At 71.1% G+C, this 24,439-nt stretch carries 24 protein-coding genes and 1 tRNA gene; 19 read left to right on the top strand and 6 right to left on the bottom strand.

The features are described from left to right. Positions 1-7: 7 nt before the first annotated feature. From ACQ5SP_RS10775 to ACQ5SP_RS10735, 9 genes are all read left to right on the top strand, one after another. A complete protein-coding gene (locus ACQ5SP_RS10775) occupies positions 8-718 on the top strand; it encodes a uroporphyrinogen-III synthase (protein WP_430938373.1) in 711 nt (236 codons plus the stop codon). 92 nt (positions 719-810) lie between these two features. Beyond that, positions 811-2,379 carry a mitofilin family membrane protein gene (locus tag ACQ5SP_RS10770; RefSeq protein ID WP_430938372.1) on the top strand — a complete coding sequence of 523 codons (1,569 nt, stop codon included), beginning with the start codon at positions 811-813 and terminating at the stop codon, positions 2,377-2,379. Positions 2,380-2,392: 13 nt separating this feature from the next. Next, positions 2,393-3,970: a heme biosynthesis protein HemY gene (locus ACQ5SP_RS10765; protein WP_430938371.1), complete on the top strand. Its 1,578-nt coding sequence runs from the start codon at positions 2,393-2,395 to the stop codon at positions 3,968-3,970. A 46-nt stretch (positions 3,971-4,016) separates the two neighbouring features. Further along, positions 4,017-4,092, top strand: a tRNA-Thr gene (locus tag ACQ5SP_RS10760). Between the two features lie 85 nt (positions 4,093-4,177). Then, positions 4,178-5,005 (top strand): flagellar motor protein MotB, encoded by an 828-nt coding sequence (locus tag ACQ5SP_RS10755; protein WP_430938370.1) that lies wholly within the window; start codon positions 4,178-4,180, stop codon positions 5,003-5,005. An 87-nt stretch (positions 5,006-5,092) separates the two neighbouring features. Next, on the top strand, positions 5,093-6,394 hold the full coding sequence (locus tag ACQ5SP_RS10750; RefSeq protein ID WP_430938369.1) for a flagellar hook protein FlgE: 1,302 nt from the start codon (positions 5,093-5,095) through the stop codon (positions 6,392-6,394). 37 nt (positions 6,395-6,431) lie between these two features. After that, positions 6,432-7,886, top strand: coding sequence for a flagellar hook-associated protein FlgK (gene flgK, locus ACQ5SP_RS10745; protein WP_430938368.1), 1,455 nt, complete (start codon positions 6,432-6,434; stop codon positions 7,884-7,886). Between the two features lie 2 nt (positions 7,887-7,888). Beyond that, on the top strand, positions 7,889-8,893 hold the full coding sequence (locus tag ACQ5SP_RS10740) for a flagellin (protein WP_430938367.1): 1,005 nt from the start codon (positions 7,889-7,891) through the stop codon (positions 8,891-8,893). Continuing rightward, positions 8,893-10,014: a flagellar basal body P-ring protein FlgI gene (locus tag ACQ5SP_RS10735; RefSeq protein WP_430938366.1), complete on the top strand. Its 1,122-nt coding sequence runs from the start codon at positions 8,893-8,895 to the stop codon at positions 10,012-10,014. Before ACQ5SP_RS10740 ends, ACQ5SP_RS10735 begins: the two co-directional genes overlap by 1 nt. A 91-nt stretch (positions 10,015-10,105) precedes the next feature. Here ACQ5SP_RS10735 and fliP read toward each other — a convergent pair whose 3' ends face one another. The 4 genes from fliP to fliF are packed head-to-tail and all read right to left on the bottom strand — an operon-like array spanning position 10,106 to position 13,273. Beyond that, positions 10,106-10,834, bottom strand: a complete 729-nt coding sequence (gene fliP / locus ACQ5SP_RS10730; RefSeq protein ID WP_430938365.1) for a flagellar type III secretion system pore protein FliP — start codon at positions 10,832-10,834, stop codon at positions 10,106-10,108. 3 nt (positions 10,835-10,837) lie between these two features. Further along, a complete protein-coding gene (locus ACQ5SP_RS10725; protein WP_430938364.1) occupies positions 10,838-11,131 on the bottom strand; it encodes a FliM/FliN family flagellar motor switch protein in 294 nt (97 codons plus the stop codon). Continuing rightward, positions 11,124-11,723 (bottom strand): hypothetical protein, encoded by a 600-nt coding sequence (locus tag ACQ5SP_RS10720; protein ID WP_430938363.1) that lies wholly within the window; start codon positions 11,721-11,723, stop codon positions 11,124-11,126. The genes ACQ5SP_RS10725 and ACQ5SP_RS10720 overlap by 8 nt, the downstream gene beginning before the upstream one ends. Next, entirely contained in the window at positions 11,720-13,273 is a 1,554-nt protein-coding gene (gene fliF, locus ACQ5SP_RS10715; RefSeq protein WP_430938362.1) for a flagellar basal-body MS-ring/collar protein FliF, read from the bottom strand. Before fliF ends, ACQ5SP_RS10720 begins: the two co-directional genes overlap by 4 nt. Positions 13,274-13,406: 133 nt before the next feature. Between fliF and ACQ5SP_RS10710 the strand changes: the two genes are divergently transcribed. The 10 genes from ACQ5SP_RS10710 (at position 13,407) to ACQ5SP_RS10665 (ending at position 23,217) form a co-directional block, all read left to right on the top strand. Continuing rightward, positions 13,407-13,901, top strand: a complete 495-nt coding sequence (locus ACQ5SP_RS10710; RefSeq protein ID WP_430938361.1) for a flagellar basal body-associated FliL family protein — start codon at positions 13,407-13,409, stop codon at positions 13,899-13,901. A gap of 11 nt (positions 13,902-13,912) precedes the next feature. Beyond that, entirely contained in the window at positions 13,913-14,326 is a 414-nt protein-coding gene (locus ACQ5SP_RS10705) for a hypothetical protein (protein ID WP_430938360.1), read from the top strand. After that, on the top strand, positions 14,323-14,913 hold the full coding sequence (locus ACQ5SP_RS10700) for a MotE family protein (RefSeq protein WP_430938359.1): 591 nt from the start codon (positions 14,323-14,325) through the stop codon (positions 14,911-14,913). Before ACQ5SP_RS10705 ends, ACQ5SP_RS10700 begins: the two co-directional genes overlap by 4 nt. A 78-nt stretch (positions 14,914-14,991) precedes the next feature. After that, positions 14,992-15,861 (top strand): flagellar motor stator protein MotA, encoded by an 870-nt coding sequence (motA, locus tag ACQ5SP_RS10695; protein ID WP_430938358.1) that lies wholly within the window; start codon positions 14,992-14,994, stop codon positions 15,859-15,861. Further along, on the top strand, positions 15,858-18,086 hold the full coding sequence (locus ACQ5SP_RS10690; RefSeq protein ID WP_430938357.1) for a hypothetical protein: 2,229 nt from the start codon (positions 15,858-15,860) through the stop codon (positions 18,084-18,086). Before motA ends, ACQ5SP_RS10690 begins: the two co-directional genes overlap by 4 nt. A gap of 71 nt (positions 18,087-18,157) precedes the next feature. Then, positions 18,158-18,901 (top strand): lytic transglycosylase domain-containing protein, encoded by a 744-nt coding sequence (locus ACQ5SP_RS10685; protein ID WP_430938356.1) that lies wholly within the window; start codon positions 18,158-18,160, stop codon positions 18,899-18,901. Then, entirely contained in the window at positions 18,901-20,985 is a 2,085-nt protein-coding gene (gene flhA / locus ACQ5SP_RS10680; RefSeq protein WP_430938355.1) for a flagellar biosynthesis protein FlhA, read from the top strand. Before ACQ5SP_RS10685 ends, flhA begins: the two co-directional genes overlap by 1 nt. Continuing rightward, positions 20,982-21,758 (top strand): flagellar biosynthetic protein FliR, encoded by a 777-nt coding sequence (locus ACQ5SP_RS10675; RefSeq protein WP_430938354.1) that lies wholly within the window; start codon positions 20,982-20,984, stop codon positions 21,756-21,758. Before flhA ends, ACQ5SP_RS10675 begins: the two co-directional genes overlap by 4 nt. After that, complete coding sequence (locus tag ACQ5SP_RS10670; RefSeq protein WP_430938353.1) at positions 21,755-22,822, top strand: EscU/YscU/HrcU family type III secretion system export apparatus switch protein; 1,068 nt, start codon at positions 21,755-21,757, stop codon at positions 22,820-22,822. Before ACQ5SP_RS10675 ends, ACQ5SP_RS10670 begins: the two co-directional genes overlap by 4 nt. Beyond that, positions 22,819-23,217, top strand: coding sequence for a hypothetical protein (locus tag ACQ5SP_RS10665; protein WP_430938352.1), 399 nt, complete (start codon positions 22,819-22,821; stop codon positions 23,215-23,217). The genes ACQ5SP_RS10670 and ACQ5SP_RS10665 overlap by 4 nt, the downstream gene beginning before the upstream one ends. Here ACQ5SP_RS10665 and ACQ5SP_RS10660 read toward each other — a convergent pair. Together ACQ5SP_RS10660 and flgH are read right to left on the bottom strand one after the other, a co-directional pair. After that, positions 23,205-23,699 carry a flagellar basal body-associated FliL family protein gene (locus ACQ5SP_RS10660; RefSeq protein WP_430938351.1) on the bottom strand — a complete coding sequence of 165 codons (495 nt, stop codon included), beginning with the start codon at positions 23,697-23,699 and terminating at the stop codon, positions 23,205-23,207. The two genes, ACQ5SP_RS10665 and ACQ5SP_RS10660, sit on opposite strands and share 13 nt — an antisense overlap. Positions 23,700-23,707: 8 nt before the next feature. Then, the gene (flgH, locus tag ACQ5SP_RS10655; protein ID WP_430938350.1) at positions 23,708-24,433 is read right to left on the bottom strand and encodes a flagellar basal body L-ring protein FlgH; all 726 of its coding nucleotides are present in this window, start codon (positions 24,431-24,433) and stop codon (positions 23,708-23,710) included. Between the last annotated feature and the right edge of the window lie 6 nt (positions 24,434-24,439).

Below are 24,439 nucleotides of genomic sequence, written 5' to 3'. Positions count from 1 at the left end.
TGATGCCGTGCCCGACCCGCGCCCCGTCCTGCTCGTCACGCGCCCAGAGCCGCAGGCGTCGCGCTTCGCGGCCGAGGTCGAGGCGCGCTGCCCGGGGCATTTCGACATTGTCCTGTCGCCGCTCATGGACATCGCGCCCGTTGTCGCGGATGTGGACGTCGCCGGTGCCGCCGCGCTGGTCTTCACCTCCGAATCCGGCGTGCGGGTGGCGACGGCGCGCTGGGGGTTGGCCGGGCGTCCCGCCTTCTGCGTCGGAGACCGTACCGCCGCCGCGGCCGTGGACGCGGGCCTTGCGGCCCGGTCCGCCGCCGGTGACGTCGACGATCTCGTGGCCCTCGTGACGCGCGACGGCCCGCGTGACGGCCGGATCCTGCATCTTCGCGGGCGGCATCGTGCCGGCCAGCTGGTGGAACGTCTTCGCGCGGCCGGCTTGGCGGCCGAGGACGTCGTGATCTACGCGCAGGTCGCCCGCCCGCTCACGGCTGGTGCGGAGGCCGCGCTCTCCGGGGCGGGTCCGGTTCTGGCGCCGCTCTTCTCGCCGCGTACGGCGGATCTCTTTGGCGAAGCGGTGCCCGCGGCTGCCCGCACCCGGGTTCACCCGGTCTGCCTGAGCGCGGCCGTCCGCGCGGCGCTGCCCGCCGATCTCGCCGCGCGGGCGGAAACGGCGGCGCGGCCCGACGGTGCGGCCATGCTGGAACTCCTGGCTGGATGGAAATGACGCAGACCGGTTGCCTTGTGGCGGTATGGCCGCTGTTCTAAGCTTGCCTCGACTGCTCGCCTGCATCGATTCCGACCGAAAGGACCGCCGACGTGGCACGACCGACCTCTTCCAAAGGCAATACGGGCAAGACGAAGACAGGCGACACCGCGCCGGACAAGACCACACCGGACACCGCGCCGAAACCCGGGACCGCCCCGGCGCAGAAACCGGCAGCCGCCGATTCGGGCAAGGCCACGCCCACGGGTGCGGACACCCGGGCCAAGAGTGATCCGGCCAAACCGGCGACCGCGGCGGACAAGACAGCCGAAAAGACATCGACGGTGCCAAAGACCCCGAAAGCGTCCGGTGCCACCGGCGCGCCCCCGGGAAGCGCCGGGGCCAAGACGTCCAAGGCCCCGGACAAGCCCGGGAACGCCGGGGACAAGGCCGGGACGGGATCGGGCGCGGCCAAGACCGCCGAGCCGGCCAAGGCAGAGGCCGGCAAGGCCTCGGGCGCGGACACCAGGGCGCCCGCCGGGGACGCCAGGCCGGCCGCCACCGGCGGCGGCGGCGATTCCGGCGCCAGGCCACCCGCCGATAACGGGGGTGGCGGCGGCGGCGGGTTCGTGCCGCTGGTTCTGGGTGGCGTGGTCGCCGCCGCGATCGGCTTCGCCGCCGCGCGCTACGTCATTCCCGAAGGCTGGCCCACCGGTGGCGACCCCGCCCTGCAGCAAGAGGCCGCCGAGGCCCGCGCCGCCCTCGAGACACGCCTCGCCGAAGTGGAAAGCCGCGTTACCGCTGCCGAAAGCGCGGCGGCCGAGGCGCCGGATACGGCCGCCCTCGAGGGTCGCCTCGCCGCCCGGATCGACGAGGCCACGGCCGTCTTCGACGATCGTGCCGCGGCGCTTTCGGATCGGCTGGCCGGCGTAGAGGAGCGCCTCTCTTCGCTGAGCGACCGCGTCGACCGGATCGCGGCCGAGGGGCTCGATGCCGAGGGCGCAGAGGCGGCCGCGTCGGCGATCAGCACCTATCGTGACGAGTTGCAGGCGATGCAGGCGGCGCTGGAAGAGCAGCGCAGCCGGAACGAAGCCCTGGCCGAGCAGGTCGAGACCGCGGCCTCGAGCGCCGCCGAGCGGATCGCCGCCGCGGAGGCCCGCGCCGAGAGCCTGGCCGAGACGGCCCGCGCCGCGGATCGCGGCGTCGCTCTCAGCCGGCTGCGCGCGGCGATCGAGACCGGCCAGCCCTATGCGGGCGCGATGGCCGATCTGGGCGACGCGGCCGGCGGCGATCTGCCCGCCGCGCTGACGGACCATGCCGCGGGCGGCATCGCGACGCTGGCCGACCTGCAGCGCCGCTTCCCCGCCGCCGCGCGCGACGGGCTGCGGGAATCGCTCAAGGTCACCGTGGGCGAAGGCTGGGGCGACCGGTTCAGCGCCTTCCTGCGGGCCCAGGTGGGCGCACGGTCGCTGGCGCCGCGCGAGGGCGACGACCCGGACGCGGTGCTGTCGCGGGCCCAGGCGGCACTCGAGGCCGGTGACCTGGGCGGCGCCATGACCGAACTCGAGGCGCTTCCCGCCGAGGGCCGCGCGGCCATGTCGGACTGGATCGCGGATGCAGAGGCGCGCCGCGCGGCGATGGCCGCGCTGGCCGGGCTCGGCACGCCCGCGGGCACGAACTGAGAAAGGCGCGCGGATGCTCTGGTCCCTTCTGAAAATCATCATATTCGTGGGCCTCGTGGCCCTGCTGGCCTTCGGGGCCGGGTTCCTGATCGAGACCGGCGGGGCGATCCGCGTCGCCGCCGGCGGCATGGAATTCACCCTGACGCCGCTGGCGGCGGTCATCGCCTTCATCGTTCTGGTGATCGTGCTCTGGATCGGTCTCAAGCTCGCGGGGCTGGTCGTCGCGGTGCTGCGGTTCGTCAACGGGGACGAGACGGCGATCACCCGCTATTTCGACCGCAACCGCGAACGCCGCGGCTTCGAGGCGCTGGCCGACGGGATGATGGCGCTCGCCTCGGGCGAGGGGCGCCTGGCCATGGCCAAGGCCGCCAAGGCCGAACGCTATCTCGGGCGGCCGGACCTGACCAACCTGCTGACGGCGCAGGCCGCCGAGCTTACCGGCGACACCAAGAAGGCCATCGAGGTCTACAAGCGCCTGGTTCAGGACGAGCGGACGCGCTTCGTCGGGGTTCAGGGCCTGATGCAGCAGAAGCTGGCCGAGGGCGATACGGACACGGCCCTGAAACTGGCCGAGAAGGCCTTCGCGCTCAAGCCCAGGCACGAGGCGACGCAGGACACGCTCTTCCGCCTGCAGGCCGACAAGGAAGACTGGCATGGCGCCCGCAAGACCCTGGCCCAGAAGCTGCGGTCGTCGAACCTGCCGCGCAACGTCCATACCCGGCGCGACGCCGTCCTGGCGCTGGCCGAGGCCCGCGAGGCGCTGGCCGAGGGGCAGACCGACAGCGCGACCCGGACCATCCTGCAGGCCAACCGCATGTCGCCCGAGCTGGTGCCGGGCGCGGTGATGGCCGCGCGCGCCAAGATCAGCGCGGGCGCGAAACGGGCCGCGGTCAAGATCATCCGCAAGGCCTGGGACGCGCATCCGCATCCCGATCTCGCCGCCGCCTTCGCCGAGATCGAGCCCGAGGAAACGCCCGAGGCCCGGGTCAAGCGCTTCCAGGTACTGCTGCGCGCCAAGCCGGACCACCCGGAATCGAAGATGCTGGCCGCGGAACTGGCCATCGCGGCCGAGGATTTCCCCGGCGCCAAGCGGGCCCTGGGCGATCTGCCCGAAACGCACCCGACCCAGCGTGCGCTGACCATCATGGCCGCGATCGAGCGCGGCGAGGGTGCGCCCGACGCGATCGTGCGGGCCTGGCTGACCAAGGCGCTCGCGGCACCGCGTGGTCCGCAATGGATCTGCGAGAACTGCAACCACATCCACCCGGCCTGGGCCCCCGCCTGCGAGAATTGCGGCGCGGTCGACACCTTGGCCTGGAAGGAGCCGCCCGAGAGCGCGGAGGTCGTCGCCGGCACCGCGGAAATGCTGCCCCTGATCGTCGGCTCGCTCGACAAGCCCGCGCCGGGCACACCGGAGGCCGGGGTCGAGGACATCACGCCGGAGAGCGCGCCCGAAGAGCCGGCCCCGGACGAGACCTCGGCGCAAGAGCCCGCCACCGCCCCCGGCGACGGCGCGACCGGGCCGGCCGGAGAGACCGCCGCGCCCGTGGAACAGACCGCCGGCGACGAAGAGGAAAAAACGAAAAATTAGGGCTACACCTCGGCGCCGGAACTTGCTAAACGCCCGCTCACCCCGTGCCGGTGTAGCTCAGCTGGTAGAGCACGTCATTCGTAATGATGGGGTCGGGGGTTCGAGTCCCTTCACCGGCACCACCTCACCTCCAGCCAGCGCCCGCGTTAAGGTGCCGTTCACATGCCTTTGCTAGCCCGGTGACGGGGTATGCGAGAGGGGTGTGCGATGGCGCAGGACAATCTGCGGCCGGTCATCATCAAGCGGAAGAAACTCGTCGGGGGCGACGGGCATCACGGCGGGGCCTGGAAGGTCGCCTATGCCGATTTCGTCACCGCGATGATGGCCTTCTTCATGCTGATGTGGCTTTTGAACGCGACGACGGAAAAGCAGCGCAAGGGCATTGCCGACTATTTCAGCCCGACGATCCCGGTGCACCGGGTCTCGGGCGGCGGGCAGGGGGCGCTCGGCGGCCAGAGCGTCATGTCCGAGGACACGCTGGCCCATGACGGGACCGGTGCCAGTAACGCCAACCCGACGGCGCTCAACCGCGCGCGTGGCGAGGTTGCCCGGGATGAAACCGCGGCGCTGGAGGCCATCGCGGAGCAACTTGCCGCCGACAGTGGCGAGAGCGCGGTCGCCGACAGCCTGCGCGACCATATCCGCACCCGCGTCACCGACGAGGGCCTGATCGTCGAGCTTTTCGACCTGCCGGGCAGCCCGCTCTTCGCGCCGGGGACGACGACGCCGCGCCCGGTGCTCGAGGCGCTGTCGGCGATGCTGGCCGAGGTCTTCGCCCTGGTCTCCAACGAAGTGGCCGTCGCGGGCCACAGCAGGGCCCACCCGGTCGTGCTGGCCAGGAACCCGGTGTGGGATCTCTCCACCAGGCGTGCGCAGGCCATGCGCCTGCAGCTCGTCGGGGACGGCCTCGGCGCGGAGCGGGTGCAGCGGGTCACAGGCTGGGCCGATCGCCGCCCGACCGAGCCCGACCGGATGGACGTCCGCAACAACCGGTTGGAAATCACCCTGCTGCGCAGCGGCGCAGGGACCCGGTAATCCGGCGCATTTTATCTGTTAGCGTCCTGTTAAACCGCCATGCGGATAGTCGGTGCAGGCCCTGACCTTGCACAGAAAGGCGTGCGCATGACGATCTCTTCTTCGCTCAATGCCGGGGTGGCCGGGCTCAACGTGAATGCCAGCCGCCTCGCCACGATCTCCGACAACATCGCGAACTCCTCGACCTTCGGCTACAAGCGCTCGGTTGCCGAGTTCCAGTCGATGGTGATCGGCGACACCAGCGGCCGCTACTCGGCCGGCGGTGTCCGGGCGACCACGACCCGCGAGATCGATGAGCAGGGCACGCTGGTCACGACGGACAACCCGACCGATCTTGCCGTGGCCGGGCGCGGTTTCCTGCCGGTGACCACCGCCACGGCGGTGGACAACGCCACCGGCGGCTACCCGCTGCTTCTGACCACCACGGCCTCCTTCCGCCCGGATTCCGAGGGCATCCTCCGGACCGAGGCCGGCCAGGTGCTGCTCGGCTGGCCGGCGGCGTCGGATGGCAGCATCCCGGCCTATGCGCGCGACAGCATGTCGGGGCTGGAACCGATCCGCATCAACCTCAACCAGTTCGAAGGCGATCCGACCACCCAAATCGGCCTCGGCATGAACCTGCCCGCGACCGAGACCCGGGCGGGTGCCACCGGCGGTCCTTTCGGTATCGCGATAGAATACTACGACAATCTCGGCACGACCGAGACACTCGACATCAGCTTCACGCCGACGATCCCGGGCACCGGCGCCTCCAACGAATGGACGGTGACGATCACCGACAGCGCCAGTGGCGGGGCCACCATCGGCGAATACGTGGTGACCTTCGATGACAGCCGGATCGATGGTGGCACCGTGGCCTCGGTCGCCACCACCACGGGCGGGGCCTATGACCCGGCAACCGGGCTGGTCACGGTCACCACGGCCAGCGGGCCCATCGACGTCGACATCGGGGCGCCCGGCGACCCCAGCGGGCTGACGCAGCTCTCCGACGATTTCGCCCCGAGCGGAATCACCAAGGACGGCTCGCCGGTCGGGATCCTGACCTCGGTGGAGGTCGACGAGAACGGTCTCGTGCAGGCGATCTACGATATCGGCTTCACGCGCACGATCTACCAGATCCCGTTGGTCGACGTGCCCAACCCGAACGGGCTGACCTCGGAAAGCGCCCAGACCTACCGGATATCCGGCGAGAGCGGGTCCTATTACCTCTGGGATGCCGGGGACGGTCCGGTGGGTGGTCTCATCGGCTTCGCGCGCGAGGAATCCGCGACCGACGTGGCCGGTGAGCTGACGCAGATGATCCAGACCCAGCGCGCCTATTCCTCGAACGCCAAGGTCATCCAGACCGTCGACGAAATGCTGCAGGAGACAACCAACATCAAGCGGTGACCCCGCAAGGGGCCCGGTCTTGCAAGCGGAGTGAGAGATGAGTATCGCCAGCACCCTGAACAACGCCCTCTCCGGCCTGACCGCCGCTGCGCGGTCGACGGAAGTCGTGTCCAACAATATCGCGAACGCGATGACCGAAGGGTATGGCCGGCGCGAGATCATGCTTTCCTCCGTGGCGGTCGCGGGCCAGGGCGCGGGTGTGCGTATCGACGGCATTCAGCGCATCGTGGACCAGACCGCCATCGCCGGACGCCGGCTCGCCGCGGGCGCCGAGGCCCATGCATCGGTCGATGCCGGGTTTCACGCCGGCCTCGAGCGCGTGACCGGCCTTCCGGGCGATCCTGGTGCGCTCGGGACCCTGTTCGCCGAATTCTCCGCCACCCTCGCCGAGGCCCAGAGCCGGCCGGACGATGCGTCCCGTCTCGCCGCCGTGGCGGGGTCCGCGGATCGCCTCATCGGGCAATTCAACCTGATCTCCACCGAGATCCAGACCGCCCGCATGACGGCGGACCGGGAAATCGCGAACCAGGTGCGCGAGGTGAACGATACGCTGGCCCGGATCGCGGATCTGAATGGCCAGATCCGCTTGCTGCAGGGTGCCGGGCGCGATCCGAGCGGCCTTCTCGACGAGCGACAGCGCCTGATCGACCGGGTCTCCGAGATCATCCCGATCCGCGAGGTTCCCAGGGAAGGCGGGCAGGTCGCGCTTTACACGCCGAACGGGTCGGCCCTGCTCGACGGGCGCCCTGCCGAACTGGGCTTCACCGCGACCGGCTACATCGACCCGGCGATGACCATCGGCAGCGGGGCGCTGTCCGGTCTGACCCTGAACGGCCGGGCGGTGGCGACCGCGGGCGATTCGGCGCCCTTGGCAGGTGGATCGCTGGCGGCGCAGTTCTCGGTGCGGGACGAGTGGGCGGTCACCGCCGATGCGCAGATCGACGCGCTGGCGCGGGACCTGATCGAGCGGTTCGCCGACCCGTCCGTCGACCCGACGCTCGCGCCCGGAGCGCCGGGCCTGTTTACCGATGCCGGGGCCGCGCTCGATCCTGCCGAGGAACCGGGCCTGGCGGGGCGGCTCGCGCTCAACGCCCTGGTTGACCCGGACCAGGCCGGCACCCATTGGCGGCTGCGCGACGGGCTGGGCGCGGCGGCCCCGGGACCGGTTGGCGAGGCCGGCCTGCTGATCGCCATGTCCGATGCGCTGGCGGCCGACCGGACGCCCGTAACCGGCGATTGGGCCACGCCCGGCGACGCGGCCGGGCTGGCGGCGGCCTTCCTCTCGGACGTCTCCGCGCGCCAGCAGTCGGCCGAGGCGGACCAGACCCATGCCGCCTTCCTCGTCGAGGGATATCTGCGGGACGAGCGGGCGCTCGGCGTCGATACCGACCAGGAGATGCAGAAGCTTCTGCTGATCGAGCAGGCCTATGCCGCGAATGCCCGTGTGATGCAGACCGCCGACGACATGATCGCGCGCCTTCTGGAGATTTAGAGATGACGTTTCAGTCCATTGGCGATCTGGTGCAGCACTTCCAGACCCGGCGGGATACGGCGCGGATGACAGCGCAGGTCGCCCGGCTGACCGACGAGCTCGGCTCGGGGCGCAAGGCCGATCTGGCCGAAACGGTCAGGGGCGATTTCCGGCCGCTTTCGGCGATCCGACATCGGCTGACGCTGATGGAAAGCTTCGCGCGGGTGCGCGCGGAAGCCGCGCTTCGCGCGGAGATGATCCAGACGCATCTGGAGTCGGTTCAGACGGCCGGGCGCACGGCGGCGGATGCGCTGATGGGCGACGCCGCCGATCGCGGTGCGGGCCTGTCGGCTGCGGGCGAGACCGCCCGCCATGCGTTCGAGACCGCGATCGGGGCGCTCAACGGGGATGCCGGCGGCCAGACGTTGTTCGCGGGCCAGGCCGTCGACCGCGCCGCGCTCGTCGCGCCGGACGACATGCTTGGCGACCTGCAAACGCTGGTGTCCGGCGCCGTCTCGGCGGCGGATGCGCTGTCGCTGGTCGAGACCTATTTCGGCGCGGGCGGCGGCTACGAGACGACCGCCTATCTCGGTGATGCGCAACCGCTTCAGCCGCTGCGGCTGTCCGAGAGCGACCGCGTCGCGCTGGACGTCACGGCGCTGGCACCGGAGATCCGCGCGACGCTGGCGGGCCTTGCCGCCGGGGCGCTCATCGATGGCGGGGTTCCCGGGCTCAGCGACCTGGAACGCGCCCGCCTCGCGGATCTCGCCGGTGCCAAGCTGCGCACGACCGAGGAAGATCTCATTGGCCTGCGCGCCGGTATCGGCGCGGCGGAAGACCGGATCGACCGGGTCGATGCCGCAAGCGCGGCCGAGAAGGCCTCGCTCGAACTCGCGCGTGGACGGATCGAGGATGCCGATCCCTACGCCACCGCGTCGGCGCTGGAGGCCGCGCGCCTCCAGCTCGAGACGCTCTATGCCGCGACGGCGCGGCTGTCCGATCTCTCGCTGACGCGTTACCTGCGGTGATGGCGTTAAACCGCGTTCGCACGGCTCTCCTGGCACTGGTCGCCGGCCTGGCCCTTTTGGCGAGCCCGGCCTGTGCGGGATCGATCCGCATCAAGGATCTCGTCAGCTTCGACGGGGTGCGGGGCAACGATCTCGTGGGCCACGGCCTGGTGGTCGGGCTGAACGGCACCGGTGACGGGCTCAGGAACGCGCCCTTTACCGAAGAGATCATGACCAACATCCTCGAACGGCTCGGCGTGAATGTCAGCGGCGAGCAGTTCCGCCCCCGCAACGTGGCCGCGGTGCTGGTCACCGGCGTGCTGCCGCCCTTCGCCCGGGCCGGCAGCCGTATCGACGTGACCGTATCGGCCATCGGCGACGCCAAGAGCCTGCAGGGCGGCACCCTGATCATGACCCCCCTCAACGCCGCCGACGGGCAAATCTACGCCGTCGCCCAGGGCACGATCCTGGCCGGTGGCGCCGCGGCAGAGGGTGACGCCGCGCGCGTCGTCCAGGGGGTGCCGACGGCTGGCATCATTCCCGCCGGCGCCCGCGTCGAACGCGAGGTCGATTTCGATTTCGCCGCGCTCGACACGCTGCGCCTGGCGCTGCGCGATCCCGACTTCACCACGGCCATGCGGATCGAGTCCGCGATCAACGCCGCCTATGGCCGGCCCGTCGCGCGGATGCTGGATGCCGGCACCGTGCGCATCGACCTTGCAACGGCGCGGGCTCCCTCGCCGGCGCATGTGATCGGGCAGGTGGAAAACCTGCGCGTCGCGCCCGAGGCCCGGGCCCGCGTGGTGGTCGACCAGGCGTCCGGCACCATCGTGATGGGGGCCGACGTGCGGATCAGCCGCGTCGCGGTTTCCCAGGGCAACCTGACGCTGCGGATCAACGAAACGCCCGCCGTCGTGCAGCCCAACCCGTTCGCCGAGGGCGAGACGATCGTGGTGCCCCGCACCGATGTCGGGATCGAGGAAGAACCCGGAATCGGGCTGGCCGAGATCGCCGAAGGTACGTCGCTCTCGGACGTGGTCTCGGGTCTCAACGCGCTCGGGGTCTCGCCGCGCGACATGATCGATATCCTCAAGACCGTAAAGGCCGCCGGCGCGCTGCATGCCGACCTCGAGGTGCGGTGATGCCCGCGGGCGGCCCGTCGCGCCTGCCCCGCGCGGCGGGCACGGCGCACAGGGCCCGGCGTCCTGCCGGGCCGGCCGCGTTCGGACGCCTTCAGAAGTAGCTGCGCACCAGCGCGCCCGAGAGCAGCGCCCAGCCATCCGCCATGACGAAGAAGGCGAGCTTGAAGGGCAACGCCACGATGGCGGGCGGCACCATCATCATGCCCATCGACATCAGCACCGCCGCGACCACGAGATCGATCACGAGGAAGGGCAGGAAGATGAGGAACCCGATCTGGAAGGCGCGTTCGACCTCGCTCAGGAGAAAGGACGGCACCAGGATCGACAGGGGCGCCTCGGCCATCCCGCCCGCCGGGGCCGTCGTTTCACGCAGGGCCGCCAGGGTGTCGAACGTTGCCGGGTCGAGCCGCGCGGCCATGAAGCCGCGGAACGGGTCCAGCGTGCGTGGGATGGCCTCCTCCACCGCGATCTCGCCATCGATCAGGGGGCGGGCGCCCCCGGACCAGGCCGCGGTGAAGACCGGTTCCATGACGAACCAGGTCAGGAAGAGCGCCAAGCTGATGATCAGCATGTTGGGCGGTGCCTGCTGCAGGCCGAGCGCCTGGCGCAGGATCGAGAGCACGGTGACGATGAAGGGAAAGCAGGTGACCATCACCGCGATGCCCGGCGCGAGGCTCAGAAGCGTGATCAGCACGAAGAGCTGGATGCTGCGCAACGTCAGCGAATCGCCCTCGCCCAGGGACAGGGTGATGTCCTGCGCCGTCGCGGGAACCGCCGCCAGCGCGAGGACCAGGACGGAAGCCGGAACCGCGGCGCGCATCGGTCAGAGGCCCGAGCGCAAGTCGGCGATCTCGGTCAGGCGCACGGCGAGCCCGCCGTCCGCGGCGCTCTCCTCGAGCCGGCCGCGCGCGATCAGCCTGTCGCCCGCGTAGAGTTCCACCGGGTCGTCGACCCGGCTGTCGAGCGCGAGGACCGCGCCTTCGCCAAGGGCCATCAGCTCGCCGATCAGCGGCCGCGCGCGCCCGACGGAGACGGTGATTTCCAGGGGCACGTGATGCAGCGGGTTCCCCGTCGGCGTGCGGGGCGCGGCAGGTTCCTGTTCCGTGTCGTCAGCCATGGGTCTGCATCTCCTCCGTCAGGGTGTCGAAATCCGCGATGCGCCCGGCGATTTCCGCCAGCGCGCCGTCGATGTCGATATGCCGCTCGAGCGCGCCGGCGCCGAGAAGCACCTCGTTCGGGCCGAGCGACGGATCCTCGACGATCTCGGGATCCGCGACCGTGCCGGCGGTCTGGGCCGCGAGGGCATCGCGCTGCCCGGGGGCGACGCGCAGCGTAACCCGCGCGCCGGCCGTGCGTTCGGCCAGCGTGTGGAGCTCGCGTGCCAGGTGGTCGGCGAGGCCGGTCTCGGCCATGCGGGGCACCAGCACATGCGCCAGTGCGGTCACGAGCGGGCGCAGCGACTCGATCACCTGGCGGCGCGCGGCGGCATGGGTGAAGTCCAGCGCCTGCAGCGCCTCCGCGATATCGCATCTCGCCGTCTCCGCGGCGGCCCGCTGTTCGTGGCGCTCCATCTCGCGCCCGGCCTCGAACCCCTCGGCGAAGGCCGCGGCGCGGGCCGACTCCCAGGCTTCGCCGGTCCGGGTGATGAGCGGTGACGCGGCCGCGCCGTCCTGGTCGAAATCGTCGAGCTTCAGGTCCGGGCCGGTCATGTCTGCTCCTCCCGCGATTCGATCCAGCTGCGCAGGATCTCTGCGGTGTCGTCCTGGCGTTCCGCGATAAGCGAGCGCAGCCGCGCGACCGGGTCTTCCTCGATCAGTGCGACGGCATCAGGGGCCGTGACGGGGTCCTCCTCCGGCGGCGTGGCGCCGGCCGGCAGATCCGTGTCGGGCAGCGGCGGACCAAGTTCAGGCAAGGGTCCCGACGCCGGGCGGGTAAGGATCGGGCGCAGCACGAAAAGCCCCAGCAGAAGAGCGACGACGGCCAGCACCAGAAGTTGCACGATGCTCATGACGTCGAGCCCGAGCCGCGCCAGCAGCCCGGGCGCGGCCAGCGTGCCTGCCGCGGGACCCGTGCTGAAGGCCATGGTCTTGATGGTGACGACGTCCCCGCGGCCCGCGTCGAACCCGACGGCGGATTTGACCAGCTCCTCGAGCGCGGCGAGTTCCGTGTCGCTGCGCGGGGTCAGGATTTCCTCGCCGTCCGGGCCGGTCTCGCGCAGCTGGTCCACGAGCACGGCCACGGTCAGCCGGCGTATCGCGCCGGGGGTTCGCAGCAGCTCGCGCTGGGTTTCGGAGACCTCGTAGTTCACGCGTTCCCGGGTCTCGGCGCCCTGGCGCGACGCGTTCTGTTCGGCGGCCGCATCCCCGTCCGGCAGGTTGCTCGCGACCGTGACGGCGGCCGGGCCGGTGTTCTGTTCGGTGTTCGTGCTTTCCTCGGTCTCGGTCGAGATGGCGACCCGGCTTTCGGGGTCGAAGCGCCGTTCGATGATCTTCTCCTGGTCGGTCACCGGCTCGATCGAGACCTCGACCATGGCCCGGCCGCGCCCGACGCGGGCCTCGAGCAGGCGCTGAACGTTTTCCTTGAGTTCGGCGGCGCGGCTGTCCGCCGCCGGGGCCGCGCCGGCATCGCCGGTGCCGACCAGCCCGGTCTCGCTGTCGATGACGGAGACCTCGGCGGCCGAGAGGCCGGGCACGGCCGAGGCGACGAGGTGGCGCAGCGCGCGTGCGGTCTCGGCCGTCAGGCCGCCGGCCCCGGCGGTGACCGTGACCGAGGCCGTTGGCGTCAGGTCGCGGCGAAAGGGCTGCGAGACCGGGTTGGCGATATGGACGCGGGCCGCCCGGATGGAGGGAACCGATATGATGGTGCGGGCGAGTTCGCCTTCCTTCGCGCGCCAGTAGGCGGCGTCGAACATCTGGCTGGTGGTGCCGAAACCGGAGAGCCCGTCGAGAATCTCGTAGCCGGAGGGGCCGGAGGCCGGCAACCCGCCGGCCGCCAGTTCCATCCGCAACGAGTCGCGACGGGTCGAATCGACGTAGATCGCGGTGCCGCGCACCTCGTGCGCGACGCCGCGCGTCTCGAGTGCGGTCACCACGTCGCCCGCCGCGGCCGGGTCCAGCCCCGAATAGAGAAGGGCCATGCCGGGCGCGGAGGCCAGCCGACCGAGCAGCAGCACCGCCACGACAATCGCGACCGTTGCCAGCGCGACGATCGCGCGGCGCTGCGGCGTCAATGCATTCCAGACCGAGAGCAGTTGCTGCACGGGACGTCCCCTGTGGTTCCGGGCCTTCTGGCCCTGTCTGTCAGCGCGATCATTCGGGGATCGGCCTTAAGAATCGGTTAGCCACCCCGGGGGTATAGACGCCTTGTCCGGCAGAAGCGGGAGACAGGCAGAGATGGCGAACGAAACCGAAACCGAAGAGGCCCCGGCCCCGAAACGCGGTCGCAAGGGCGCGATCGCCGGGCTGGTGCTGGCGCTTGTGCTCGGGGCGGGCGGGTTCTACGCGGCCTATTCCGGGCTGATCGCCTTTCCATCGGGGGCCGAGGCCGAAAAGGCCCAGACGGCCGAGCCCCCGCCGGACCCCCTGCCCGACATCGCCTTCGTCGACCTGAAGCCGCTGGTCGTCTCGCTTGGCCCGGGTTCGGCGAATCGGCATTTGCGGTTTCATGCCCAGCTCGAGGTGCCGGGCACCCACGAGGCCGAGGTCAAGAGCCTGCTGCCCCGCATCCTCGATGTGCTGAACGGGTATCTGCGGGCGGTGGACACCGCGCTGCTCTCGGATCCCGCCGCGCTGGTGCGGCTGCGCGCGCAGATGCTGCGCCGGGTCCAGGTGGTCACCGGCGAGGGCCGGGTGCGCGATCTGCTGATTACCGAATTTGTCCTGAACTGACGGAGGCTGCCATGACCCTGATCGCCGATTTCCTGATGATGGCCGGGGCGCTGGCAGCGGCCTTTTACTGCCTGATCCTGTCGCGCCGTCTCCGGCGCCTGAACCGGCTTGACGATGGGCTTGGCGCGGCGATCGCCGTTCTGTCGCAGCAGGTCGGCGAGATGACCCGCGCGCTGGAACGCGCGGAAACCGCGGCAGGGGCCTCCGGCGACGCCCTCGCGGCGCAAACAGAGCGCGCAGAGGCCGCCGTCGCACGGCTCGAGGTGCTGATGGCCGCGCTGCACGATCTGCCCGATGCGGACCCGGCGCCGAAACCCGACGATGCCCCGCGCGCCGCGCGCAAACCCGGACGTAAAAGGCGCGGGGATGCCGGGGCCTTCGCCTCGCGCCGCCACAGCCAGATGGAATCGGAGGACCTGGGATGAGCGCCCTGCGTCTGCGCCGCCGCGCCGTCGCGCTGCCGCTGATCGCGGTGCTTCTGGCAGGATCCGGCCTCTTGCGGCTCGGCACGGCCGACTTCGCCACGGCCCGCGCCGCGGTCGAGGCCGCGGTCGGCAGCACCGCCACCGATGCGGCGGCGGAGGCCGCCGCCTGCAGCTTGCCCGGGGAGATCCCGGAACTGCTAGAGGCGATCCGGACCCGCAGCGCGGCGCTGGACGCGCGCGAGGCGCGGCTCGAGGATCGTCGCCAGGCGTTGCGCCTCGCCGAGGAAGCGGTGGAGCGCAAGATGGCCGAACTCGTCGCCGCGGAAGAGGAACTCGCCCGGACGCTGGCCATCGCCGACGAGGCGGCCGAGAAGGATCTCGCGCGGCTGACCGCGGTCTACGAGAACATGAAGCCAGCCGTCGCGTCGCAGGTCTTCGCCAGCATGGCCCCGGATTTCGCGGCCGGCTTCCTTGGCCGCATGCGTCCCGAGGCCGCGGCGGAAATCCTGTCCGGCCTGGAACCCGGCGTGGCCTATGCGATCAGCGTGATCCTGGCCGGCCGGAATGCCGCCGCGCCGACCGAATGACGCACCCCGGATGAGGGTTTCTTAACCCGTGGCTGAGAGGATGCCGCTGCGCCACGGGACCCGCAGGGAGAGAGGTACATGATCGGCATCATCGGCATCGTCGTGACCTTCGCCATGGTTTTCGGTGGGTATCTCGCGGCCGGCGGCAAGCTGGGAATCATCCTGAAATCCCTGCCCTTCGAGATGATGATGATCGGCGGCGCGGCGACCGGCGCCTTCGTGCTGTCCAACGACATGGCCGGGATCAAGCACACCCTCAAGGACGTCGCCAAGGTCTTCAAGGGCGCGAAATGGAAGCCGCAGGACTACAACGACCTGCTCTGCCTGCTCTTCGAACTGATCCGGCTCGGCCGGCAGAACGCCGTCGCGCTGGAGGAACATATCGAAACGCCGGAGACCAGCGAGATCTTCGGCCGCTATCCGAAGATCCTGGCCGACCGGGAGGCGGTCGAACTGATCTGCGACACGCTGCGCGCGGCCTCCATGAACTACGACGATCCGCACCAGGTCGAGGAGGTTCTCGAGAAGCGGATCGAGACGCATTTCAAGCACGCGCTGCATTCCAGCCACGCGCTGCAGACCATGGCCGACGGCCTGCCCGCCCTCGGCATCGTGGCCGCGGTGCTCGGGGTCATCAAGACGATGGGCTCGATCGACCAGCCGCCGGAGATCCTCGGCAAGATGATCGGGGGCGCGCTGGTCGGTACCTTCCTCGGGGTTTTCCTGTCCTACGGCTTCGTCGGTCCCGCGGCCGGCAAGCTCAAGACGGTGACCGAGGAAGAACAGCACTTCTACCAGCTGATCCGCGAGGTGCTGGTCGCCAATCTCTACAACCACCCGACCAATATCTGCATCGAGGTCGGCCGCCAGAACACGCCCGAGCCCTACCGGCCGAGCTTCAACGCGCTGGAAGAGGCGCTGAAAGACCTGAAGAAGGCCGCCGCATGAGGGGATCGATCGCCGCAATGATCCTGGCATTGGCCGCCGGGCCCGCCCTGGGCGACGCGGTGCCGGTGCGTTCCGGCGAGCACGGGGCGTTCACGCGGCTCGTGCTGGCCTTCGAGAGCTATCCGGCCGGCTGGCAGCTGGCGCGCGGGGCGCGCGGCTACGAGCTGACCACGGGTGGATCCCACCGGTTCGACAGCGCGGCCGTTTTCGAACGGATCGGGCGCGATCGCATCGGCGGGCTGCGCCAGCCGGGGCCGGGGCGCCTCGTCATCGATCTCGACTGTGACTGCACGGCGCGCGGCTTTCGCTTCGGGCCGTCCTGGGTCGTCGTCGATATCGAGGGTCCGGCGGACAGCGCCTGGCCCCGACCCGCCGCCGCGGCCGATGCCGCCCTCCCCGATCCCGTGCTGCCCATCACCCTCCGCCCGGAACTGCGCGGCGAGGCCGGGCTCGACGGGTCGCTGGCGCCTCGGCCGGCGCCGCCGGCCCGGCCGCCCGTGCCGGCGCCGGAACCGGAACCGGTAACCGACTCCGCCCGGGTCGATGCGGCCCGGCAGATGGTGCTGGAACAGATGCAGCGGGCCCTGTCCCAGGGCCTCGTCGATCCCGCCCCGGAGGCCCCGCTCGACCCGGCCGATCCCGATGCCGGGGCCCTGCCGCCGGACCCCGACCGCGAAGTCGACAACGTCGCCGCCGAAACCGCGGTCGACCGCGACCGGGCCAAGCCGCTGCCCGACACGCCTGCGCCCGCCCCCTGCACCGCGGAAGCGGAGCTGGACCTCGCCGGCTGGGGCGGCACGGGCGAGGCCGCCGCCGACATCGCCACCGCGCGCCGGGCCGTGATGGGGGAGTTCGATCGCCCGGACCCCGTCGCGGTGCGAACCCTTGCGCGGGTCTACATCCATTACGGCTTCGGGGCCGAGGCGCGCGCGGTCCTCGCGGAATTCGCGGAGGATGATCCCGAAGCGCCGCTTCTCGATGCCCTCGCCGCGATCATGGACGCGGGCAGGGCGCCCGCCGGCAACCCCCTGCAGGGGCAACTCGCCTGTCCCGGACCGGCGGCGCTCTGGGCGGTGCTGGCCCGGACCGAACTGGCGCCGCTTGCCCCCGTCAACGCGCCCGAGATCCGCCGCCATTTCTCGGCCCTGCCGCTCGCGATCCGTCGCCATCTCGGGCCGGTCCTCGCCGAGCGGTTGCTCGATGCCGGGCATGACGGGCTGGCGGCGTCCGTGCGCGCCGCGATCGAGCGCGCCGGCGGTGCCGAGACCAGCGGCCTTGCCGTCATGCAGGCCCGTTTCGACCGGGAAAGAGGCGATGCCGACAGCGCGGCGGCACGGCTTGACACGGTCGTCGCGGCCGATGATGCGCTCTCGCCCCGGGCCCTGATCGACCTGGTCGAGTTGCTGGTCGCGCAGGATCGCGCGGTTCCTGCGCGGCTCGTGGAAACCGCTGCCGCCTATGCCTTCGAGCGGCGTGGCACCGGGGAGGGTGCCGAGCTCAAGCGGGTGGAGCTTCTGGCGCTGGCGCAGAACGGGGCGCATAACGCGGCGCTGGACGAGCTTGCCCGCGTGACCGCGGCGCCCGGTGACGCCCCGGCGGCGATGGCGGCCCTGCCGGAGATCCTGTCTCGCATGATCTCGGACGCGCATCCGGCGGACCTGGCCCGGGGGGTCTTCGCCCATCGCGACCTGTTGACGGCTGAGGTCGTGACCCCGGCGCAGAGGCGCGATCTGGCCCGCCGGCTGATGCAAGCCGGGCTTGCCGAGACCGCCCTTGCGCTGCTGAAGGACAGCCCGGATCCGCCCGATCCGGAGGACCGGCTGCTCCGGGCCGAGATCCATCTCGCGCTCGACAACCCCGAGGCCGCCTTGTCCGCGCTCAACCGCCTTGCAGGCGCCCGCACCGAGGCGGTCCGCAGTCGCGCCCTGGCGCGTCTCGGGCGCCATGACACCGCCCTCGCCGCGGCCGAGCAGGCCGCCGATGCGGCCGATCTGTCCGCCTTCGCCTGGCGGGCCGGCCGCTGGGACCAGGTGGCCGAAATCGGAACGGCCGAACAACGCGAGGCGGTATCGCTGGTTCTGGACGCGGCCCCGGCCCCGGCCGGCCCCGGCCCCGGTCTCGCAACCTCGCGGGCGCTCCTCGACGAGAGCGCCGAGACCCGCCGCGCGCTGCGGGCGCTGCTGGACAGCGTGCCCGAAGACAAGGCACCCGCCCCGCCGGAGTGACGTCGCTTACCGAATCTCAACGCCGGGCCGGTAGCCCGGTCCAGAGAGAGATCGGCAAGAACTGACGGTCCATGCCCCAGACACCGCACCCGCGCCCCACACCCCTGACCGGAATCCGCTGCCTCTTGGGGGTCGCGGTGCTGATGGTGCTCGCCGTGCTGCCCGCCCGGGCGGCAGGCGATCCCGCGCAGCTCTGCGACCGCGCCGCCCGGATGGCCGCCAGCCGGACCGGGGTTCCGGTCGCGGTGCTGCGCGCCATCGCCCTGACCGAGACCGGCCGCGCGCGTGACGGCCGGATCAGCCCCTGGCCATGGACCGTCAACATGGAAGGGGCCGGTCACTGGTTCGATAGCCGCGCAGAGGCCGAGGCCTATGTCCGGCGCCACCAGGCGCGCGGCGCCCGCAGTTTCGACATCGGCTGTTTCCAGATCAATTTCCGCTGGCACGGGGCCGCGTTCGACTCGGCCGCGCAGATGTTCGAGCCCGAGGCCGGCGCCCTCTATGCCGCGCATTTCCTGCAGAAGCTTTATGCCGAGACGGGCACATGGCCCGCCGCGGCGGGGGCCTACCACTCGCGCACCCCCGCACTGGCCAGCCGTTACCGCGCCCGCTTCGAGCGGCACCTCGCCCGTGTCGCGGCGGCGCCGCCGGCGGAGCGCGCGCCCGAAGCGCCGCCCGCCCCCGTGTCGCGTGCCGGGGCCAACCGCTATCCGCTGCTGCAGCCCGGCCGGACGGAAACCGCCACCCGCGGCTCGCTCGTACCGCTGCGCGAGGCCGCGCTGTTCGGCCCCTTCGTCGGGGCAGGAACGCGCTGATGCCCGCCTTCGACCCCGCCGCCCTGTTCCGCCCGACGGTGCTGCTGGCGCTGGCGCTGATGGCGGTGATCGTGATGATGATCCTGCCGATGCCGGCCTGGGTGCTCGATACCGGTCTTGCCGCGTCCTTCGGACTGGCGATCCTGATCTTCACGGTCACGCTCTTCGTCGAACGGCCGCTGGATTTCTCGGCCTTTCCGACGGTTCTGCTGGCCTCGCTGATGCTCCGGCTGTCGCTCAACGTCTCGTCGACCAAGCTCATCATCGGCGAGGGCCACAGCGGCACCGCCGCGGCCGGCGGGGTGATCGAGGGCTTCGCCATGTTCGTGATGGGCGGCAGCCTGTTTCTCGGGCTGGTGGTCTTCGGCGTCCTGATGATCGTGAACTTCATCGTCATCACCAAGGGGGCCGCCCGCATGGCCGAGGTCGGGGCGCGCTTCGCGCTCGACGGGATGCCAGGCAAGCAGCTGGCCATCGACAGCGACATGTCGGCCGGCGCGATCGACCATACCGAGGCCAAGCGCCGCCGCGAGACCGAACAGGCCGAGACGACGTTCTTCGGGTCGCTCGACGGTGCGTCGAAATTCGTCAAGGGCGACGCGGTGGCGGGGCTGCTGATCACGCTTCTGAACATCGTGATGGGGCTGGCCATGGGCACGCTGATCCATGACATGCCGCTCTCGCAGGCCTTCGAAACCTATGCGATCCTGACCGTCGGCGACGGGCTGGTGACCCAGATCCCGGCCGTCATCATCTCCATCGCCTCGGCCCTGCTGCTCGCCCGCGGTGGTGCGACGGGTGCGACCGATTTCGCGATTTTCAGCCAGCTCGGCCGCCACCCGGCCGCGCTGGGCACGGTCGGGCTGCTGATGGCGCTTTTCGCGCTGGTGCCGGGGCTGCCCTTTTTGCCGTTCATCGGGGGCGCGGCGGTGCTGGGCGCGGCGACCTGGTGGGTCGGACGCCGGATCGCCGCGCAGGCCGCGGCGGCCGAGGTCACCCCGGCGCCGGAGCCCAAGCCCGCCGGCAGCGAGATCGGCGACGTGCTCGATCTCGACGAGATCCACGTGGAATTCGCGACCGACCTCGTTCCCATGGCGATGGATCCGGCGACCGGGCTGGACGCGCGCATATTCAGCATGCGCAATCACATCGCCGAGTCCTTCGGGATGATCCTGCCCGAGATCCGCCTGACCGATAACGCGAGTCTGCCGCGCGGAACCTATGTCGTGCGGATCCACGGGGTCGAGCAGGCCCGTGACCGGCTTGAACCCGACCGGGTCCTGGTGCTCGAGCAGGGTGCCGCGGATCCCGGGGCCGAGGACCGTGTCCGGGAACCTGTTTTCGGGGCGCCCGCGCGCTGGATCCCGCCGGAGGCCAAGGAAGAGGCCGCGCTGGCCGGCGATACGGTCGTGACCGCGACCGAGGTGCTGGCGACGCATCTTCTCGAGGTCATAAAACGCAACTTCTCGCGGTTGATGACGTTGAAGGCCCTGCGCCGGCTGCTGGACGAGTTCTGCAACCTTTCCGATCCGGCGCGGGCCGCGGCCAACAGGCGGCTTCTGGACGAACTGATCCCCGACAAGGTGCCCGTCGACGTGCTGCTGGCGGTGCTGCGGTTGCTGCTGGAAGAACAGGTTTCGATCCGCAACCTGCCCTTGATCCTCGAGACGATCGCCGAGGCCCGCCCCGGCGCCGCCGGTCCCGACTCCATCTGCGAGTATGTGCGCCGCCGGCTCGGCTTCCAGATGGTGGCCGGGCTGCGGCGCGAGGACGGCACGCTGCCGCTGATCCAGCTCGCCTCTGACTGGGAGCAGGTCTTCGAGACCTACCAGACCGGCGCGGAGCGCGGCGCGCCGGACGTGGCCCTGCCGCCCGAGACCTTCAACCGCCTGGCCGCGGCCGTGGCCGAGAAGATCGCCCGCGCCGGCGAGGGCGGGGCCTACCCGGCCATCGTCACCAGCGCCCATCGCCGGCGTTTCCTGCGCAGCGTTCTGTCGGCCAAGGGGATCGCGAACCCGGTGCTCTCCTTCGAGGAGGTTGGCACCCACGCCAAGCCCGCGCTGATGGGAATGGTGGCGGCATGACCGGGGCGCTGGCGGATCTCGCGGCCTGGACGCGCGAGGGCCTCGCGCTCGCATTCGTGGTCTTTCTGCGGGTGGGCGCGGTCATGGCCTTGATGCCCGGCTTCGGCCAGCAGGGTGTGCCGCAGCGCGTGCGCCTGGTGCTGGCACTGGCCTTCACGGCGGTGGTCTTCCCGGCGGTGGCGCCGACCCTGCCGGCCGACATGACCGGGGCGATGCCCTGGCGGTTCGTCCTGACCGAAACCGTGGCGGGGCTGTCGCTCGGCATCGTGATGCGGCTCATCATCGTCGCGCTGCAGTTCGCGGGTGCGCTGGCCGCGCAGGCGACCTCTCTGGCACAGCTTTTCGGGGGCGCGGCGGCGGAACCGCTGCCCGCGATGGGCAATCTCATGGTCGTCTCCGCGCTGGCGCTGGCGGCGATGCAGGGGCTGCACGTCAAGATCGCCGCGGCGCTGATCCTGTCCTACGACACGCTTCCGGCCGGGCAGATGCCGCTGGCCGGGGGGGCGGCCGAGTGGGGCATAGGCCGCATCGCCGAGGCGCTGGCGCTCGGCTTCTCGCTGGCCGGTCCGTTCCTGATCGCCTCGCTCATCTACAACGTGGCGCTGGGCGTCATTAACCGCGCCATGCCGCAGCTCATGGTGGCCTTCGTGGGGGCGCCGGCGATCACCTTCGGCGGGCTCGTCCTGCTGGCGGTCACGCTGCCGCTGATGCTGCCGGTCTGGCTTGCCTGGGCCGACGGCCTGCTGGCCAATCCCTTCGAGGCCCGCCCATGAGCCAGATGCCCGAGGACGGCGCCGAGAAGAGTTTCGAGCCGACCCAGAAGAAACTCGACGACGCGCGGCGCCGCGGAGAGCTGGCGCGGTCCACCGACCTGAACGCGGCCGCGGGGCTGGCCGGGCTGATCCTCGCCTTTGCCGCGGGCGGGGCCTTCACCGCGGATCGGGCCGGCGCCGCGATGGCCGCCTGGCTCGAGCGGGCGGCGTCGGGCGGTGCGCCCCCGGCGGGCGCGTTCCTGCGCGAGATCGGCGTGGCACTTGCCCCGGTGCTGGGGCTGCCGTTGCTTTTCGTGGTCGGCGCGGTCGCGGCGCAGCGCGGCTTCGTCTTCGCGCCGGAGAAACTGACGCCGAAGCTCTCGCGCATCTCGCCGGTTTCGGTGGCCAAGAACCGCTTCGGCCGCGCCGGGCTCTTCGAGTTCGCCAAGAGCGCGGTCAAGCTCTTCGTCACCTCCGCCGCGGTGGGCATGTTCCTGCTGGCGCGCCGCGACCCGCTCGTCGGCAGCCTGCGCGGCGATCCGGGACAGGTGAGCCTGTTGATGGGCGAACTTCTCCTCGGGTTCCTGGGTGCCGTTCTGGCGCTGACGATCGCCATCGCGGCGGTGGATTACCTCTGGCAGGTCGCCGAGCACCGCCGCAAGAACATGATGACCCACCGCGAGCTGACCGAAGAGTCGCGCCAGACCGAGGGCGATCCGCACATGAAACGCGAGCGCCGGCAGCGCGGGCAGGACATCGCCACCAACCGGATGCTCAACGACGTGCCGGGGGCGGACGTGGTCGTGGTGAACCCGTCGCATTTCGCGGTCGCGCTGCGCTGGAACAGGCGGTCCGGGCGCGCCCCGGTCTGCGTGGCCAAGGGGGTCGACGAGATCGCGGCGCGCATCCGCGAGACCGCGCAGGCCGCGGGGGTCCCGATCCACCGCGATCCGCCCTGTGCCCGGGCGCTCCATGCGAGCGTGGACATCGGCCAGGAGATCCGTCCCGAGCACTACGAGGCCGTCGCCGCCGCGATCCGCTTCGCCGAGGCGATGCGGCGCCGGGCCCGGGCGCGGCAGGCATGACGGGGCGGCGGGACATGGCGGCGCTGGGCCGGCTGACCGCGGCGGCGTCCGATGCCGCGCTCGCCGCGCTGCGCCAGGCCGTGGCCGAGCGCCGGCGGCTGGAGTCCGAGATCGACGCGCTCGATGCCGAAACCGCGCAGGCGCTGGGCTGGGCCGGCGATCCGGCCGTGCGCGCCACGATCGACCGGGCATGGCGGGCACGTCATGCCGCGCGGCGCGCGGAGCTCAACACCGCGCTTGCCGCAGCGCTTGCGCACGAGGCGGGCGCGCGGGCGCGGGCGGCGCGGGATCTCGGGCGGCAAAGGGTATCCGAGCGGCTGGCCGAGGCCGAGACCGCCGCCTTTATCCGCAATCGCGCACGGCGGCGCGCGGCCGACGGCTCTCAGCTGTCCTGACGCAGGATATCTGTCACGAGAACGTCGCTCACCTCGGGGCCGAGCGTGTTCTGCGCGGCTTCCAGCAGCGCGCGGCGCAGCGGGCCGAGGCTCTCGATCCGGGTGAAGTTGCCGGTGAATCCGCCCGCATTGGCATGCTCGAACATGACTTGCAGGAACGCGTCGCGCAGCCGTGGCTCCTGTTCATAGACCCGTTCGGCGGCGGCCGGTGCAACCTCGAGGCTGAGCGAGAGAACCATGAGCGCCGTGACCGCCCCGTCCGACACGAGCGGCACCACGAACTGGTTCGTCAGCTTGGCGTAGTTCCGCGGCGAAGAGTCCGGCGGCGGCATCTTGTCCGGCGTGGCCTCCGGCCCCGGCGCGGGGCAGTCGGCGGCGGCGGTCTCTTCCGGCGGCGGGTCCGGGACACGCAGGAAATACCCGGCCCCGATACCGGCGCCGAGACCGAGCAACGCGAACAGAACGGGAAGAACCTTGGCCATCCGGAACCTCAGAACGGCAGGAAGATATCGGCCAGCTGCTGGCCGATGCGCGGCTGCTGAACGTCGGTGATGTGTCCCCGTCCGCCATAGGAAATCCGCGCCGAGGCGATCTTGTCATAGGTAATCTCGTTGCGGCGCGAGATGTCCGCGGGTCGCACGAAGCCCGTGACGAGCAACTCGCGCAGCTCGAAGTTGACGCGCACCTCCTGTGTGCCGCGGATCTTCAGGTGGCCGTTGCCCATTACCTCCACCACGGTTGCGGCGACGCGCAGGGTCAGCTTCTCGTTACGGCTGACAGAGCCGTCCCCGCTGGAACTGCTGGAGGAATTGGCGCTCACCGCGGGATCCATCCCGGCGCCATCGGGCAGCTCTTCGGCCAGGCGCTGCGGCAGCCCCAGGAATTCCGGTACCGACATGCTCTCGGAGCCGGAGCGCGACCGCGCGGTGCTGTTGGCGATCTGCGCGCTTTCGTCGATCTCGATCACCACGGTCAGGATATCGCCGCGCTGCTGTGCGCGCCGATCGCCCAGCAGCGAATCCCGCCCGCCGCGCCAGAGCGAGGCCGGTTCGCCGCGGATGCCGCTCCGTGCGCCATAGGCCGGGCCGCCATGGGCCATGGCGGCGTATTCGCGGCTTGCCGAGACGGGCGAGAAATCCGGGGCTTTGCCGACATGGTCCAGCCGCGCGCAGCCGGCGATCATGCCCAGGACCAGGACGGGAAGGATGCGGTGCATGGCGGG

This window comes from Rhodovulum sp. YNF3179 (assembly GCF_050586465.1).
Lineage (GTDB): Bacteria > Pseudomonadota > Alphaproteobacteria > Rhodobacterales > Rhodobacteraceae > CAJXYS01.
This window is presented reverse-complemented; position numbering and strand designations above follow the sequence as displayed.

Bases quoted from the DNA above. Each gene is read 5' to 3' on its own strand.
- ACQ5SP_RS10685 (WP_430938356.1), top strand. From the start codon at position 18,158: ATGCCCCAGACACCGCACCCGCGCCCCACACCCCTGACCGGAATCCGC.
- ACQ5SP_RS10690 (WP_430938357.1), top strand. From the start codon at position 15,858: ATGAGGGGATCGATCGCCGCAATGATCCTGGCATTGGCCGCCGGGCCC.
- flgK (WP_430938368.1), top strand. From the start codon at position 6,432: ATGAGTATCGCCAGCACCCTGAACAACGCCCTCTCCGGCCTGACCGCC.
- ACQ5SP_RS10710 (WP_430938361.1), top strand. From the start codon at position 13,407: ATGGCGAACGAAACCGAAACCGAAGAGGCCCCGGCCCCGAAACGCGGT.
- ACQ5SP_RS10660 (WP_430938351.1), bottom strand. From the start codon at position 23,699: ATGGCCAAGGTTCTTCCCGTTCTGTTCGCGTTGCTCGGTCTCGGCGCC.
- fliP (WP_430938365.1), bottom strand. From the start codon at position 10,834: ATGCGCGCCGCGGTTCCGGCTTCCGTCCTGGTCCTCGCGCTGGCGGCG.
- ACQ5SP_RS10705 (WP_430938360.1), top strand. From the start codon at position 13,913: ATGACCCTGATCGCCGATTTCCTGATGATGGCCGGGGCGCTGGCAGCG.
- ACQ5SP_RS10740 (WP_430938367.1), top strand. From the start codon at position 7,889: ATGACGTTTCAGTCCATTGGCGATCTGGTGCAGCACTTCCAGACCCGG.
- ACQ5SP_RS10750 (WP_430938369.1), top strand. From the start codon at position 5,093: ATGACGATCTCTTCTTCGCTCAATGCCGGGGTGGCCGGGCTCAACGTG.
- flgH (WP_430938350.1), bottom strand. From the start codon at position 24,433: ATGCACCGCATCCTTCCCGTCCTGGTCCTGGGCATGATCGCCGGCTGC.
- ACQ5SP_RS10755 (WP_430938370.1), top strand. From the start codon at position 4,178: ATGGCGCAGGACAATCTGCGGCCGGTCATCATCAAGCGGAAGAAACTC.
- motA (WP_430938358.1), top strand. From the start codon at position 14,992: ATGATCGGCATCATCGGCATCGTCGTGACCTTCGCCATGGTTTTCGGT.
- ACQ5SP_RS10665 (WP_430938352.1), top strand. From the start codon at position 22,819: ATGACGGGGCGGCGGGACATGGCGGCGCTGGGCCGGCTGACCGCGGCG.
- ACQ5SP_RS10735 (WP_430938366.1), top strand. From the start codon at position 8,893: ATGGCGTTAAACCGCGTTCGCACGGCTCTCCTGGCACTGGTCGCCGGC.
- ACQ5SP_RS10700 (WP_430938359.1), top strand. From the start codon at position 14,323: ATGAGCGCCCTGCGTCTGCGCCGCCGCGCCGTCGCGCTGCCGCTGATC.
- ACQ5SP_RS10675 (WP_430938354.1), top strand. From the start codon at position 20,982: ATGACCGGGGCGCTGGCGGATCTCGCGGCCTGGACGCGCGAGGGCCTC.
- ACQ5SP_RS10725 (WP_430938364.1), bottom strand. From the start codon at position 11,131: ATGGCTGACGACACGGAACAGGAACCTGCCGCGCCCCGCACGCCGACG.
- ACQ5SP_RS10720 (WP_430938363.1), bottom strand. From the start codon at position 11,723: ATGACCGGCCCGGACCTGAAGCTCGACGATTTCGACCAGGACGGCGCG.
- ACQ5SP_RS10765 (WP_430938371.1), top strand. From the start codon at position 2,393: ATGCTCTGGTCCCTTCTGAAAATCATCATATTCGTGGGCCTCGTGGCC.
- ACQ5SP_RS10670 (WP_430938353.1), top strand. From the start codon at position 21,755: ATGAGCCAGATGCCCGAGGACGGCGCCGAGAAGAGTTTCGAGCCGACC.
- flhA (WP_430938355.1), top strand. From the start codon at position 18,901: ATGCCCGCCTTCGACCCCGCCGCCCTGTTCCGCCCGACGGTGCTGCTG.